Annotated in this window: 9 protein-coding genes; 2 read left to right on the forward strand and 7 right to left on the reverse strand. The window is 39.9% G+C overall.

Features of this window, described 5'->3' with window-relative positions:
• Window positions 1-319 precede the first annotated feature (319 nt).
• The 5 genes from MKY73_RS13810 to MKY73_RS13830 form a co-directional block, all read right to left on the reverse strand.
• On the reverse strand, window positions 320-1,021 hold the full coding sequence (locus MKY73_RS13810) for a helicase C-terminal domain-containing protein (protein ID WP_339308117.1): 702 nt from the start codon (window positions 1,019-1,021) through the stop codon (window positions 320-322).
• A gap of 81 nt (window positions 1,022-1,102) precedes the next feature.
• Entirely contained in the window at window positions 1,103-1,858 is a 756-nt protein-coding gene (locus tag MKY73_RS13815) for a DEAD/DEAH box helicase family protein (protein ID WP_339308118.1), read from the reverse strand.
• Window positions 1,859-2,237: 379 nt separating this feature from the next.
• Window positions 2,238-2,699, reverse strand: a complete 462-nt coding sequence (locus MKY73_RS13820; RefSeq protein ID WP_339308120.1) for a TetR/AcrR family transcriptional regulator — start codon at window positions 2,697-2,699, stop codon at window positions 2,238-2,240.
• Window positions 2,700-2,734: 35 nt separating this feature from the next.
• Window positions 2,735-3,340, reverse strand: a complete 606-nt coding sequence (locus MKY73_RS13825) for an N-acetyltransferase (protein WP_339308122.1) — start codon at window positions 3,338-3,340, stop codon at window positions 2,735-2,737.
• Between the two features lie 1,278 nt (window positions 3,341-4,618).
• Window positions 4,619-7,024: a glycoside hydrolase family 95 protein gene (locus tag MKY73_RS13830; RefSeq protein ID WP_339308124.1), complete on the reverse strand. Its 2,406-nt coding sequence runs from the start codon at window positions 7,022-7,024 to the stop codon at window positions 4,619-4,621.
• A 95-nt stretch (window positions 7,025-7,119) separates the two neighbouring features.
• Here MKY73_RS13830 and MKY73_RS13835 point away from each other — a divergent pair, with 95 nt between their 5' ends.
• On the forward strand, window positions 7,120-7,959 hold the full coding sequence (locus MKY73_RS13835; RefSeq protein WP_339308125.1) for a helix-turn-helix domain-containing protein: 840 nt from the start codon (window positions 7,120-7,122) through the stop codon (window positions 7,957-7,959).
• A gap of 37 nt (window positions 7,960-7,996) precedes the next feature.
• On the opposite strand, the gene MKY73_RS13840 is transcribed toward MKY73_RS13835, so the two are convergent.
• Complete coding sequence (locus MKY73_RS13840) at window positions 7,997-10,462, reverse strand: glycoside hydrolase family 2 TIM barrel-domain containing protein (RefSeq protein ID WP_339308127.1); 2,466 nt, start codon at window positions 10,460-10,462, stop codon at window positions 7,997-7,999.
• A 2,385-nt stretch (window positions 10,463-12,847) separates the two neighbouring features.
• Entirely contained in the window at window positions 12,848-13,687 is an 840-nt protein-coding gene (locus tag MKY73_RS13845) for an SDR family NAD(P)-dependent oxidoreductase (protein ID WP_339308129.1), read from the reverse strand.
• Window positions 13,688-13,885: 198 nt separating this feature from the next.
• On the opposite strand from MKY73_RS13845, the gene MKY73_RS13850 reads away from it, so the two are divergent.
• The gene (locus MKY73_RS13850) at window positions 13,886-14,788 is read left to right on the forward strand and encodes an AraC family transcriptional regulator (protein ID WP_339308131.1); all 903 of its coding nucleotides are present in this window, start codon (window positions 13,886-13,888) and stop codon (window positions 14,786-14,788) included.
• Window positions 14,789-14,996: the final 208 nt, after the last annotated feature.

The following is a 14,996-nucleotide window of genomic DNA, read 5'->3' on the forward strand; positions in this document are numbered from 1 at the left end:
TAGTATTTTATAAGGAACACCTTCTGGAAAGTCCTTTATCACTTCTAAAGTGAGTGAATTATCTAGAATACTATTTGTATCTCGGTACCCGCAAACATTCTAAAGCTAATCCTTTCACTTGGTTGTTGTTTCAATCCTAAAGTACCAATCATTAACCTATTAATCTCATTCAAGCTTCGATAAACTGAATCCCCTTAATTGCCGTTGCTTGTGAGAACAAACTTTCAACGAGTCGATTACCTTTTCCGGTATCAGTTTCGTTTATATGTATGATTCCATTCTCCTTATCCAAAAACAAAACAAAAAAATCATAATCATACTACAATATATCCTTTTGATCAGACCAAACTACTTTTGTTTCAATTTCCTCAATGAAAATGTAAACAGAATCTTCTTCATTTACCATGGATGTAGTTCTATCTGGATCTAGGACCAATTTCCATGCATCTAAAAAAGTTCTTTCCGATGTGCTCCTAAACATTCGGGTACTTATTTTCATCTTAAGTTGTGATATATCTATATCCGTAACATGACCTTTTTCAAACTTTCCAATAAACTCACTAAGTTCAATTTCTTTATCAATAGCTTGATGTGAATGTATATTGAGGAGAGAATTCCAATCAGAATCTTGACTGTACAACTCTTCTATCGAGTCCTTTAAATCATCCATTGCCACATTTGTTATGAGCTTTGCATTTCCTAAATTATTACCACTTGTTCGAGCAAATCGTCCAATAAATTGAAGGGTAATTGGAAGTGACTTATATTTATCATGGAGTGCTGCAATCTTCAATGTTGGGATATCTATACCTTCACCAAACATGTCTACACAAACCACAATTTTTGCAATACCTTCTTTAACTTCTTTTAAGTATTTATTTCTCTGTGCAGAAGGAATGACAGTATGAATTACAACTGGATGGTACTCTTCGTATTGGGAGTAAACTTTTTCATATAACTCATCAGCACGTTTACGGCTTTTCGCTCGCGCAAGTAGTACATGCTCAAATCCTTTTTCCAAATCTTCATTTAATTGTTTGATTGCAATTTTGGCAATCTCTTCATCAGACTTTTGTTCATCAAATTCTTGAATTGGATGAAACTAGATTGGCTTGAAATATCCAGCTTTTTGAGCCATTCCCAATCCGTAATTGAATATTATCTTACCATCAACTTTTTTTCCATCGTTTCTAAAAGGGGTTGCTGTAAATTGTAAAATTCTCTTTCCTAAAACCTTTTCTTTTACAGTTCCCCAATCCGGAGATGCAAGATGATGTGCTTCATCAAAGATCACAACTTCTAGTTTTTGAACAAATTTCCCCCAAACAGATGAAGGCATATTCTTTATCATACTCGGAGTAGAAACGACTATATTTGCATCCTCTAGCGCAGCAATCAATGTTTCCTCATCTGTAGCTTCAACTTTTGATTTATAAAGAAAAGTAGTTGGATGAATAGACTCATCAGAAATCATATTTAATTTTGGAAGTATGCCAAAATGACTCGCTCCTTCATAAATTTGTTCTCTCAAGAGATTAGAAGGCACAATGATTAATGTTGAAGTAATTCTTTCAGAAATAATTGTTGCATACATCGTTTCAGACTTTCCTGTACCAGTAGGCAACACAATTGTAGCTGGAGAGTTCGATATTGCCCAATGTGCACGAATTGCCGATAAAGCTCCAAATTGAGGTACACGTAAGCCAATCTCACCTTCCTTTCGCGAAACTTTCTCCTGGTAAGACACTCTCCAGCTATCCATTATTTTTTCTAGGCTAAATTTATTACCTTTGCTGTCTGTACAACGACTCAACTTATTACCACGTCCTATGGTTGACACTACTGTTTTATACCGCATCAAAAACCTTCTTTCTGTGTTGAAATTTTGAAGATCTCTTCAAGTAATTATATAATAATTATTTAAAAAACCCTCAATTAGAAATGCTTATTCTTATTATTCTACAATCAGGTATTATAAATAGTTGGTTTAACGGATCCGGCTCAATACTGCGCGTTTGATTATCTGCCCGAGAATTATTCTTCTGGAGTCTTCTGTTCATATGAAATGTGAAAACCCTCCTTTATATGCTGCTCATTCAATTTTTAACTGCATCTGTTTTTGTTTATATATTCATCTAATCGGTAATTGAACTATGTTCTTGTCCATTCCGGCAATCGGTACAAGTTCTTGTCCCGAGCCGAGGACAAGAACTTGTACCGATAAAATAAAAAAGCCGCTAAAATAGCGACTTAAATGGGACCATGTTCTTGTCCTTGGACCGCAACCCCCCCTTTTCTTGAAGAATCAAGACTGTATCCAGTACAGGTTCTCTGAGTTTTTGATCTGCTTCTTTAACATACGGGTTACTATACACTGATGCATCTTTCCCCAAAAAATAAATTTTGTCCCCAAGCGGTATAAGAGCTTCAATTAATTTAGGGAAATAACGGTCAGCATTATTTTCGGTCAAGGAGTTCTCATGAATTGTTGCACCTACGACCTCAATTGCACGAATCGCTAGATGTACCATTAATTTTTCGCGGGTTTCTACATATCGATGTAATGTGACTACACCGATGTCAGCTGAATCAGCAATCTCATTCATAGATGCGTTGGGTTTATCGATAAGAAGCCTTGTGACTACATCTAGAATCGTATTCAATCTGTTTTTTTTCATGGGGCTCATACTTCTTTTCATTTTACACCTCATGGAATGGTGAATAGTTGTCCAACCTATATTTTCTTGACCATTCTGTACAATGAGAATGCAGGTTTTTCCTCTTCTGAAGTAATCTCGTAGCCGAGTCGGCTGTAGAGCTTGGCCGCAAGTTTATTTTCTTTTTTTACTGTCAGTGATACTACTTTGTATCCTTGTTGGATTGCCTGTTGCTCCGCATAGTGAATGAGTTGTGATCCGACTCCCATTCCCCTGCTCTCCGGCATAGATGCAAGTGAAGCGATATGATACTCTCCTTCGAAACCTTCTTTCAACGTTATTGTTGAATATAGTGCTATAGGGTGCAATAGATTATAGAAAATTAAACCTAACTTTCGAAGAGATAGCACCTGCTGTGTTGTAGATGAAACCAACTTCTCTAGTGTGGGAATGGGCAAACATGTAATGATTCCTAGTGTCTTATCATCTAACTTGGCCTCATAAGCATATTCATGGCTAAATCGGTTGTTCTTGAACTGCCACAACTTTCTGAAGGTATGCTCTATTATGATTGGATTCTTAGAACCAGCAATAGTGTGGGAAACGTTTCCCACGGCCATGAGATTCAATTTGGCTCCGTTAAGTGAGTGTGGACTGGCTTTACCTATAGATATGTTTGTCATATGATCTATTCTCCCAGTTATGATTAGTTTATAACTTCTTCTGCCGGTTTCCATACAGTTAGGAAAACGCTATTCCCTCGACCTTGACATGGATGGCACCAATGTCAATACCAGTAAGACTCTCTTTTTACATTTTCCTGTAATTGTCTAAAAACCTCATGAATTCGAATTCCTCTTTTCACCAGAATATTTAGATGAATGTTTACTAATAGGTCTTGTTCATGGATGTCAATTCCGGTATATCCGCTGCTGCCTGCTAATTTTGTGTGAGTGCTTCAATAAACCTAATGGACAAAAAAAACAATTCCTTCCTTTATACTAAGTATTTTCCAAAAAAATTTGTATCTACTTCTTTAGAAAATGTTGTGTTACCCAAGATGCTCCGAATCAGCATTCACGTCTCGATCTTCCGAATAATGGATAATAAGAAATAAAAATCTTATGAAATGATACATAATGATTTTTAATGATAAATTAAACTATCAATTAATGAGTAATATACTCATTTTTATGTATTCAGTCAAGTTAGTCCATTAAAGGTGAAATAAAGACTCAATAAGTTTGTAATAAAAGGTAAGCACCAATCCGACACAGGAGTTGGCATCATTGCCAGTGTTCTCTCAGGTATAGGATAAAGATAAGTTCTGTATCCTATACCTGAGAGAACAAATTATGGAAAACTTTTCTGTTTTGCTTTTGTGCTTCGGTAACCATTCGTATATGATATGATTAGAGTCTATCCATTTTGAGATGCGAGAAGAAACTCTCTATAGAATCATTGTCATAACAATTCCCTCGACCAGACTCTGATTTATAACCTTAAATCTCTCTTGTTTTCTTTCTCCTTCAAGATACCAAGCACTTTTTTAGCAATTCATTCTCATGTTTCAAGTGTTAGACATAGCGTTCTAAATCCTAGTATACTTTTCGGCGAACTCGTTGTTCCGTCTGTCCGAACTCACCTTGTCCCCCATATTTTCGAAGGCATCGTTTAATTCGTCCTGGATCATGAATCCCCAGATGTTAATTAATCTACCTGTAAGTTAAACTTTCAACTGTATGCACACGGATAAATTCTTTTTTTAATTCTGCCGATACGTTTTAAACTTTTGTCCATTAATCGCCATAAAAAATGCACCACCTAGAATTTCATCGGCTAAACCAGGGGTTTTTCCAATATCTATTCTAAGGGGTGCACTTCACATTCACACAAAGAGAATCTACTATGAGCACTAACGAACTTAGCATAATTAAACTGAGCGAACTATGACTGTCCTATCAGCAAGGTGTTTTGCTCTTGTCACACGTTTCTGTAAGAAGTGAGTAGATCATTCCCTGTTCTGTTGAAAAACAAAGATAACCTTCGCTGTTCAAGAGCGCTGCAATCACTGTTGAACCCTGACGGACTTCGACGCTGATATCACTTTTAATCTTAAATATCTGCCCTGCATGTGAGATTATTGTAGCTTTTGTCCAACTTCCATTAACCCAATCAATATCAATCTCAAATCCGCCTCTAGCCCGGAGTCCTTTGACTTGACCTTCCTGCCAGCTTGTTGGTAATGCAGGCAGAAATTCAATATATTCTTGATGAGATTGTAGCAGCATCTCAGCGATCCCGGCTGTAGCTGCGAAGTTGCCATCAATTTGAAAAGGAGGATGTGCGTCGAACAGGTTTGCATATACACCACCCTGTTCATGATTAATGGGTTCATTAGACTTGACGAGCCGAAGAAGATTCGATATGAGTTGTTCAGCACGATCGCCTTCTTTGAATCTGGCCCATAGACCTATTTTCCATCCGAGACTCCATCCGGTTCCACCGTCTCCACGAATTTCAAGTGACTTTCTTGCCGCCTTGAACATGTCTGGCGAGGAGTTCTCGGTAATCAGTTTACCTGGGTATACACCGATAAGGTGTGACACATGTCGATGATGGATATCATCTTCTACGAAGTCAAGACTCCATTCCTGAAGACGCCCCTGCCCATCTATTTGTAATGGGAAAATCTTCCTTTTCTTTGCCCGAAGAATCGCGGTAAACTCCTCATCACAGCCTAATATTTCAGCAGAACGAATACAGTTATCAAACAATTCTGAAATTAGACAGAGATCCATCGTTGAAGCTTCACTTACTGCACACCGCTGACCATTCACAATAAACTTCATTTCTGGCGTGGTTGATGGTGAAGTGATAAGATAACCTTCATCATTCTCGATGAGCCAATCCAGACAAAACAGTGCTGCCCCTTTCATCAATGGATAGGCTGTATCATTTAGATAGGCTTGATCTAGACTAAACGAATAGTGCTCCCAAAGATGCTGAGTCAGCCAAACGCCACCCATAGGCCAAATTGCCCACACCGGGTCACCTATTCCATAATCCCCTACTGGAGCAGTCTGTCCCCAAATATCTGAGTTATGATGAGCTACCCACCCTTGTGCCCCATAATTGGTTTGAGCCGTTTCTTTACCGTTCTCTGCAAGTTGGCTAACAAAATCAATTAATGGTTTATGAAGTTCTGCCATATTACAGGTTTCTGCTGGCCAGTAATTCATCTCCGCATTAATATTCAGCGTATAGTTGCTACTCCATGGAGCCCGAGTATCTTCGTTCCATATCCCCTGTAAGTTGGCTGGACGTGTTCCAGGTCGCGAACTGGATATGAGAAGGTATCGACCATAGTTGAATAACAGTTCGACTAAGCCCGGGTCCTTGCTTCCGTATGTCTCAATGCGCTGATCCGTTGGCATATGCTCAGGCGCAAAACTGCTACCCAATTTCAATTCCACTCTATTAAATATCCCCTTATAATCTTCTATGTGTCGATGACGTATATCCTCGTAAGACTCTTTTTCAATACGCTGGATAGCGGAGTTGGTTAACTCTTCAGGATCACGTAAGATGTTGCCCTTGCTGGACTCAGGGTCGAAACTTGTTGCCGCCAAAAAATATAATACTGCTTCTGAAGCTTTTGTCACTTGCAAACCTGTTGTAGTGATGTTTACAACTCCGTCAGTATGTGGCACTACGATTTTGCCAAAAAATTTAAGTCCCAGAGAACTACCTTCTTCTCCATAACGTATCGGTTTTTCAACATCATGATAGTTAGGAGCAACGTACTCAGGGGCGTTTCCGAAAATAGCATAGCTGTGGTCGTCTGCTTTTGTTGATGTGCGCAGTGGGCTATTGAGTGTGGCCCTGAATTCAAGAGCACCTGGCTGGCTGGCTGTCAGACGCACCACAATCATCTGATCGGGATATGAGGCAAACACTTCTCGTGTATAATCAATTTTTCCAATGGAGTATTTAACAGAAGCAATCCCGGTTAATAAATCCAAATCTCGCTTATAGGTACCCTGGCTACTTAATTGTCCATGATCCATCGTAATATGAAGATCTCCGAAAGGCAAATAAGATTGAGTGAAGGGTCCCATCATTTGCTTGCTAAGCTGATCAGCTTCTACGTAGCGCTCTTCAAAAATCAATTTTCGAACTTCTGGAAGAATCTCTTTTGCTACAGAATTATTCCAATCTCTGGGAAATCCAGACCAGAGCGTATCTTCATTTAACGCTATACGTTCTTTCTCAATGCCTCCAAATACCATTGCTCCTAACTTGCCGTTACCAACAGGTAACGACTCCACCCAATATGCTGCTGGTGTGTCAAACTGTAATTTCATATTGTTAGTTACCTCCATGTGAAATAATATGTTAAATATACTTTAGTTTAACGTACGTCTAGCAGTTGCCTTTAATCTATGAAAGGACTGATCTAATGTACCGTCAATATTTTCTACCTTCTTTTGAAGAGTTTAATTTTTTCTGCTTCCCGCATTCGTTGGGAAAATATACACAGCCTGATAATCACAATGTTCTGCGCTCCGAAGGAACAAGAGACTTCAGCTTGCATTTTATTGTTGAAGGCAAAGGCTTCATTGAGATTGAAGATACCTTGTATACTTTGAAAAAAGGAGATGCTTTCCTCCATTATCCTCATCAGCAGATGAGGTATTACACTTCGAGTACAGAACCATGGGATATATACTGGATTCAATTTAATGGTAGCGGGCTATTAGAGTTTATGCTTGAACGCGGATTTCACGAGTCCTCTGTTTGGTGTATCAATAATTCCAATATGCTCGAGCAAGCCTATCTGGAGTTAATAAAAGAGATGCAGCAGCATAAATTTATGCGTCCTCCAAAATTATCCGCCCTTACCTATTCCATCATTGTTGAATTCGTAAGCAGTGCGATTGCCTTTACAACAAAAAGAGGAAATCAGAATACCGATAAAATCATTAAGCTGCTTCCGTTGATGCAACAAATGGCAACCCGTCCGTTTGAATTAGAGGAGTGGGCATTGAAAGTGGATTTAACTCCTAATTATTTTTGCAGTCTTTTCAAAAGAGTAACTCGAATGACACCGTTATCATACATTACTAAATGTCGTATCCAGTATAGCAAGCAACTTCTATTATCCAGCCTGGATATGGCTGTAAAAGAAGTCGCTATTAGTTCTGGCTATACAAGCATCAGTTACTTTAATAAAATTTTCATGCAAGCAGAAGGTCTAACTCCGACAAAATTTCGAGAGGTTCACTTGAAAAAACGTTGAAATACGAACTGATCTTATTATCAGTAAAAATTCTTATTCAGTCATAGATTTCAACATGTTGAACTTCCATAGGAAGCTCAGGAAATTCTATTTTCAAATAACGTGTGCTTCTTAATAATGAAAGTTCAATTGTCTGGTTATCATGCAGCTTAACAAAAGATAATGCTTCAAATTCTGTTCCGCTTTGAGATGTAGAAACCTTGATTGGATGGAAAATCTGCTTTGCAAAATGGATGGTAGCTCGCTTTGTTGCTTTGCTGCCTTCTAGATCCACCATAATCCACTGCTCTGAGTCCAGCACTCTGGCACCCCAAAATGTTTCTTGTTTACCATCTGTAACATTCATACCAGGATGTTCTGATGCGAAGCTGCTACAAAAGACAGGACGGCTTCTCGCAATATCCGTTTCTTCCCTTTCGGTTGGGATCTCTGCTCGCTCAGGCGGTCCTTGTTGGATGTTTCTCTGCTGTCCAAGCCATGGAACGTCCCCTTCAGCTTCGAATTCAAGGATAGCTGGTTGTACATTCTCTGCAGTAGCCTTAACTTTGATACTTCCGGCGTAGTAGGAACGCAGTTCGATTGCCCCTGCTCCATCCAGAAAACTGCCGTTTTCAGGGGTCAGAACGATCTCTCTCCCTGTAGGAAAAAGAGCGCCGCCTTCAATGACTTCGAGAGTTACGTTACAGGTATTACTGATACGTTTCCCATTTGCATCGCATAGCTCAACAATGAGATAGATATCATCGGTACCGTCTGTAAGAAACCTAGTCTTGTCACTCGTCAGTTTAAGTGAGTGAGGTACGCCTTGTTCAGCTTCAGGTGGAGCATCAATCCCTAGTAGGTCCTTTCGGTACCAATACCATGCACGTAAAGGCAGACGAAAATAGTCAATCATGCCCATATATCCCATATCTGATATAAAGCTACCATGATGAAATCCGCACCAAAGTGCTTTACCTGAGCGCCAAGCTGGATTATTCTCGACGCCATCTGTATATCCAGAGGAGTATTTTCCAGGACGCTGCGCCACGGTGCTGCCATATTCGGATACAAAGCTGGGGAAACCTGGATCTACAAATAAAGAAGCGCCGTCACCGTTATATCCTGCTATATCACCAAGAACGTCAAAGCCTTGTCTCTGTGCTCCCCCTACTGCTACAGGACGACTTGGATCAAGGCGACGGCTTTCTTCTACCAACCGAACGGTCAATGCCTTGGCTTCTTCCATCACCGATTCTTCACTGAAAAAAGGTTCATTACTCATACTCCAAGCAATGATACTAGGATGATTTCTATTACATCGAATCATTTCTTGAAGTGTTGTCAGACAACTCTGCTCAAATTCGGCTTTGTCTTCCTCATATACGGGATATGCACTCGCTGTCCAGTAGCCTTCAATATTAGGTCCACCGACTCCCCAATAGCATAATTCGGACCAAAACAGCACCCCTTGCTTATCACATTCCTCCGCAAAGTAAGGATGATGTGGATAATGGGAACCACGAATAAAATTCATGCCACATTCCTTGATCATATTAACATCACGGCGCATTCCGGCTCGTGTAACTGCATCGCCCCATCCTGCATGGTCCTGATGTACGTTGGCTCCGGTAATATTATACTGTTCACCATTCAGGAAAAAGCCATGTTTTGCATCAAAGTCGAACCAACGAATACCGAAGCTAGTCGTCTCTTCATCCCTCAACTCATTGTTGATATAGATTTGGCTTCTCAACGTATACATATAAGGGGTATCCGGATGCCATAGATAAGGGTAATCTATTTGTTCGGATTGATTAACAACCGTGCTTTCTCCTGGCTTAAGTTTTCCATCAGAAATGACTTGAATCACATACTCTCCATTAAACTCCACTGAAGATACAAGTCTATACTGTGTAGGGTTGCAATCGTTATTTGTCACTTCCGTTTGCACCAACAATGTAGCACGTTCGGTGGATACTTCTGGCGTAGTCACAGTTGTACCATACCAAGCAATGTGTATCCGGTCAGTCACGATCAGACTGACATCACGATACAATCCCCCATTAAACACATGCTCACCAGCTCTCGGAGCCAGACGTGGATTCCACAGATTATTTAATCGGACAAAAACCAAATTATTGCCTTCTTTAACCTTGGATGAGATATCTACTGCAAAGGCTGTATATCCGCCTTGATGATTACCGACAAGCTCTCCATTTATATAAATGTGAGCATCCTGAAAGGCAGCTTGAAATTCAAGCAGTATCGTTTTCCCTATCCATTCGGATTCGATATAAATTTTTTTGCGATAACAACCATATCCGACATAGAATTCATTTTCCATAAAGTAGGGAATACCAAAGGAGTGTGGGATACCGATGTCATACCACCCCGAATCATCAAAGTTTGACTCCTTGCCATCTAAACAATCGCCGTATGAGAACTTCCAAAAACTATTAATATTTTTCTTTAACCTATTTGTGCTTCGCAAATTTGTGTCCCTCCCTGTAGATTGAATCATTCGATTTCAGCAACAAACTATTTGTGGAAATGAGCAAATCATAGTAACTATATTATGATTGTAAATCAAAAAACATCTATATTAAATATAACAATGTAACAATGAGTAATACTATATTACGTTTTAATAATGTATTCCCTGATATTCGTTTTCATCATTCCCATTTGATCTACCAGCATCGGACCTACCCGCAGCCCAGTGAGGAAAATCGGTTTAGGCCATTGTTCTCGTAAAGTAATGTGACCTCAGAAAATCTTTTTTCAAAACCAGAAGATTTCAAATGTCAGTAGGCTAAACTTCAGTATGACGAAGTCCCTTGTTCTGATTTTACTGTGCAAATGCTCCCCAACTATGATGCTACAGCGGTTTCTGAATCTGTGCGAACATTAGAGATACCTTTTTATTGAGCGGTATATATCCTGGAAAGCCCTGAATTTTAGAGGAGCATCGAGTTTTAGTCCTTACGGATTTCCCTTTCCGCATATTGTGAAAAAGCACCCGGATTGATCAGTCCTTTATGGGACAGCAATTTAAAACCGGTTGTTAAAATCACAGTATCATTACTTGTTTCTTCTATTCTTATGCATTACGACATATTCATGGAGATGTTGACGTTTATAATAATACAAACAGTATATAAATAGATTGATTCGCTGCTGTAATTCGGCAATATCTTATAAGATGGATTGAAAACTGCCCTGTTTTACGCTACTTAAAAAGCTTTTTTCATTTAGATGATTATCTAATCGATAATCAGACTATGTTCTTGTCCATTCCGGCAATCGGTACAAGTTCGTATCCCAAGCTAAGGACAAGAATTTGTACCGATAAAACAAAAAAAGCCGCTAAAATAGCGACTATCAATGGGAATATGTCCATGTCCATCTACATTTCCAGAGATCTAAACTATCCCACCAAATCCAGTTTAGATCATTTTTAATTGTCCAAAAGTTGAAAACGTTTTATCGTCCAAAGTTTAATTTTCTCATACCCATCCGAGGTTTTTATTACAATAATATTTGGATCTGACGTTTGTATATATTGACCTACGTAATACTCCCCGCTGACTAAATGTACGGAAAATGCAGATTTATAAGTATGCAGAGCCTTTAAAAAAGTGTTCAATCAATATTCCCCCTAAATAAACAAGTAAATGGACGACCTCTCCCAATACAACTGATTAGCCTTTTTGCAAACCTTAATCTATCTTTAATCAGATTATACTGGCTATCTAGAGTATAAATTTACCCATTCACTACTACATTAAACATTAATTTAGAGAATTTATACTAAGCCACAAGAAAGGCTGTATTCATAACAGTTTTCACCCTGCAGGTTCCGCACCGACCTTAACCATATGAAGGATGAAGGTATAGCCGGCCCCCCATTCTATCTCACTGAATGGTTATACTTCAAAATCCAAGCTCCTTGTCGTTGATATATACCAATCGTACAGTAAGTTTGTCCAAAATGGCAGAGCCCCGCTTCCTGATCGTCAACCATACCACTGATATCATATTTGGCAGTTACTACATAATGATTAACTCGAAATGTTCGTTGCGAAATAGTATTACATATTTTAAATCCTGGTTAGCCACGACTAGTCTATCGAACGTATCTCCGAAAAAGTAGGCTTTCGACATTCCCCCTATTTCTCTGCTTGCTTTAAGGAAGAATTTGGTACTTCACCGTTACAGTTTCGCAAACAATATTTAAAATAATTCTACTATTTTTACATTAGGTATTTACAATAGTGTTTTTACGGATGCCGCTTAATACTGTAAGTTGGGTTGTCAGCCTGATTATATCTCTTTACATTATCCCACCAACTATCTCTGTCATAATAATATTTAGATAACAGTCTAATCCGCAATGACACAATGTTCTTCTCCTTTTCGGCAAAGGAACCAAGTTTTTGTCCTTAACTTGGGACAAGAACTTGGTTTCTTAAACAAAAACACCGCTATAATAGCGATTTTAAATGGAACAATGCTCTTGTCCCTGGACAGCCTCATATTTACTTTTAAGTAGTTAAGGTTATTTTATATACCGTTGTTACGCTAAGCTACCCGTTAGCTTAATTAAACAGATAAATCTTAACCGTTTCAACGATGAACTAGTCCTTACCTTCAATCGGTCCTATCGTCGAGTCTAAATTCTATTTGTATAACTAAATGAAAGAACCTGCCCTAATGGCAGGTTGATAATATTTGATAGGTTTAAGATAAGAATGCATCAGTATTTTTTGCTTTAGTTCTGAATAAGATGGATCACCAATCGATTCTACCTTTTGGGAGGATATCCCAAAAGATAACTTCAACCAAATCATAAGCTAAATTTAGAACACAGGTCTCTTTTACTTTTTTCACAGGATAGTGGTCCAGCTTATTCAAAATTAGTTCGGAAGCTGACGTCCTTGTTCGCTTCCAGTTCTTCGCGCAACTGAACCAACTTCTCGGAAGCTCTACGGTACGCATCACTACCCATGAACAATTGAGCCGGAGGGTTTGGCAATTCCGCCAGATCAATGAACACCTCTGCCGCTTTTTCAGGATCACCAAGTTGCTTCCCATCTTGCGCTATGAACTGGTTGTGCCCAGCATGGAGCTCGCTGTAATCCTCAATTTTATTGGCAGACAGAACCAGAGAATTCGGCTTGTTGAACTCCGTTCTGAAGCTTCCGGGTGCTACTACCGTTACTTTGATCCCCAGAGATTGCACATCCTGGGCAAGCACCTCCGTCAACCCCATAAGCGAGAACTTTGTCGCTGCATACACGCTCCAGCCCATATGCGGAGCGAAGCCAGCGATAGACGCGATATTGAAAATGTGTCCTGATCGCTGCTTACGCATATAGGGCAGTACACTTTGAATGACATTGATCGGACCAAATACGTTGACTTCAAAATTAGCCATGATTTCCTTCTCCGACAGCTCCTCAATCGCACCACCAATGCCATAGCCTGCATTGTTAACGACCACATCTATTTGCCCGAAATATTCATACGTTTTGTTCACGGATGCCTTAATCGAATCAGCTTGGGTCAGATCAACCGCCAACGGCAGGAATTGTCCCTCTGGCACCTCACCAACAGCTTGCTTTAAATCTTCTATATTACGGGAAGTTGCAGCGACTCTATATCTGAACTCAATCAATTTTCTCACTAAGGACAATCCCAGACCTTTCGAAGCCCCGGTCACGTACCATACTTTATCATGTGTCATATTTCTCCCTCCAATGGATAATCATAATTGTGCTATCGGCGGTTGCCGCCGGTCTGTTGGAACAACTTTATTATGCTCCTGTCAGGCTTTATTCCGTTAGACTATTACTCGCACGTTTTTGCCTATTATTCTCACCCCTCTTCACAAACACAGTTCAAAAATTTATAATGGAACACAGTTGTTGTGGGGGGGATTCACATGTTAGATGACGCTCAAAAAACATACTATAAACAATTGGAGCTTGCGCAACTCGTTGAGAAGTTTACAGGTACAGATGGCGACCACGCTACTCCAATCCCCTCGTTGCATCTGGTTCGCGATTCCCGCTCTGAGGTTCCAATATGCAGAATTCAAAAACCTTCGCTATGCATTGTTGTACAAGGCGAGAAGGTTATCATGCTCGCCGATGAGTGCTACCGATACGGGGTATCCGATTACCTCGCGGTGTCCCTGGATGTACCCATTACCGGCCGGGCTACTCAGCCCTCTCCTGAATCTCCCTACTTAGCCATTCGTCTCGATTTAGAGGCCTGCCAAATCTTTCAGATCATGAAGGAGACTGAATTACTTCCTGACAGCACCAATAGATACCACAGAGGGATATATGTAGGAAAAATGAATAATGCTCTTCTCGATGCCGCCGCGAGACTAGTAGGCCTGTTAGACACGCCGAGGGATATTCCGGCACTTGCACCTCTCTTCATACGTGAGATTATTTACAGACTCCTTAGCGATGATCAAGGGGATGTGTTCAAGCAGATTGCTATGGCTGGAAGCAATTACGCATCCATTGCAGAGGTGGTCGAGCGGATCAAAAGGGATTACAATCATCCGCTGCGCATCGAAGAATTAGCTGAGCAGGCGAACATGAGCTACTCATCGTTATATCGTCACTTCAAAGAAGTGACTGCCATGACTCCAATACAGTATCAGAAGCAAATCCGATTACAAGAAGCACGCCGTCTCCTGTTAACCGAATCTACCCACGTTGCAGATATCGCTTTTGAGGTAGGTTATGAGAGCCATTCCCAATTCAGCCGGGAATATGCACGCCTGTTCGGCTTATCTCCGGTAAGTGATATCAAGCGTTTCAGCAAATAAGACCTTTTACGTGACTATCCTCCTACCAAATGCATCAAGTCTTACATAATAGGGACGACGGCATTTACAATTTCAATTCCAATACAATTCGAGATTAGCCCGACTTACAGCCGAGTATGATGGTAGGGGATTGCCTTCCGGACTACTGCTCTCTTGATCATAATCCATCCTATAAGTCTGTAAATCGCTTAAAAGAGACTCACTTCAA

It is taken from the genome of Paenibacillus sp. FSL R5-0519 (assembly GCF_037974275.1).
Lineage (GTDB): Bacteria > Bacillota > Bacilli > Paenibacillales > Paenibacillaceae > Paenibacillus.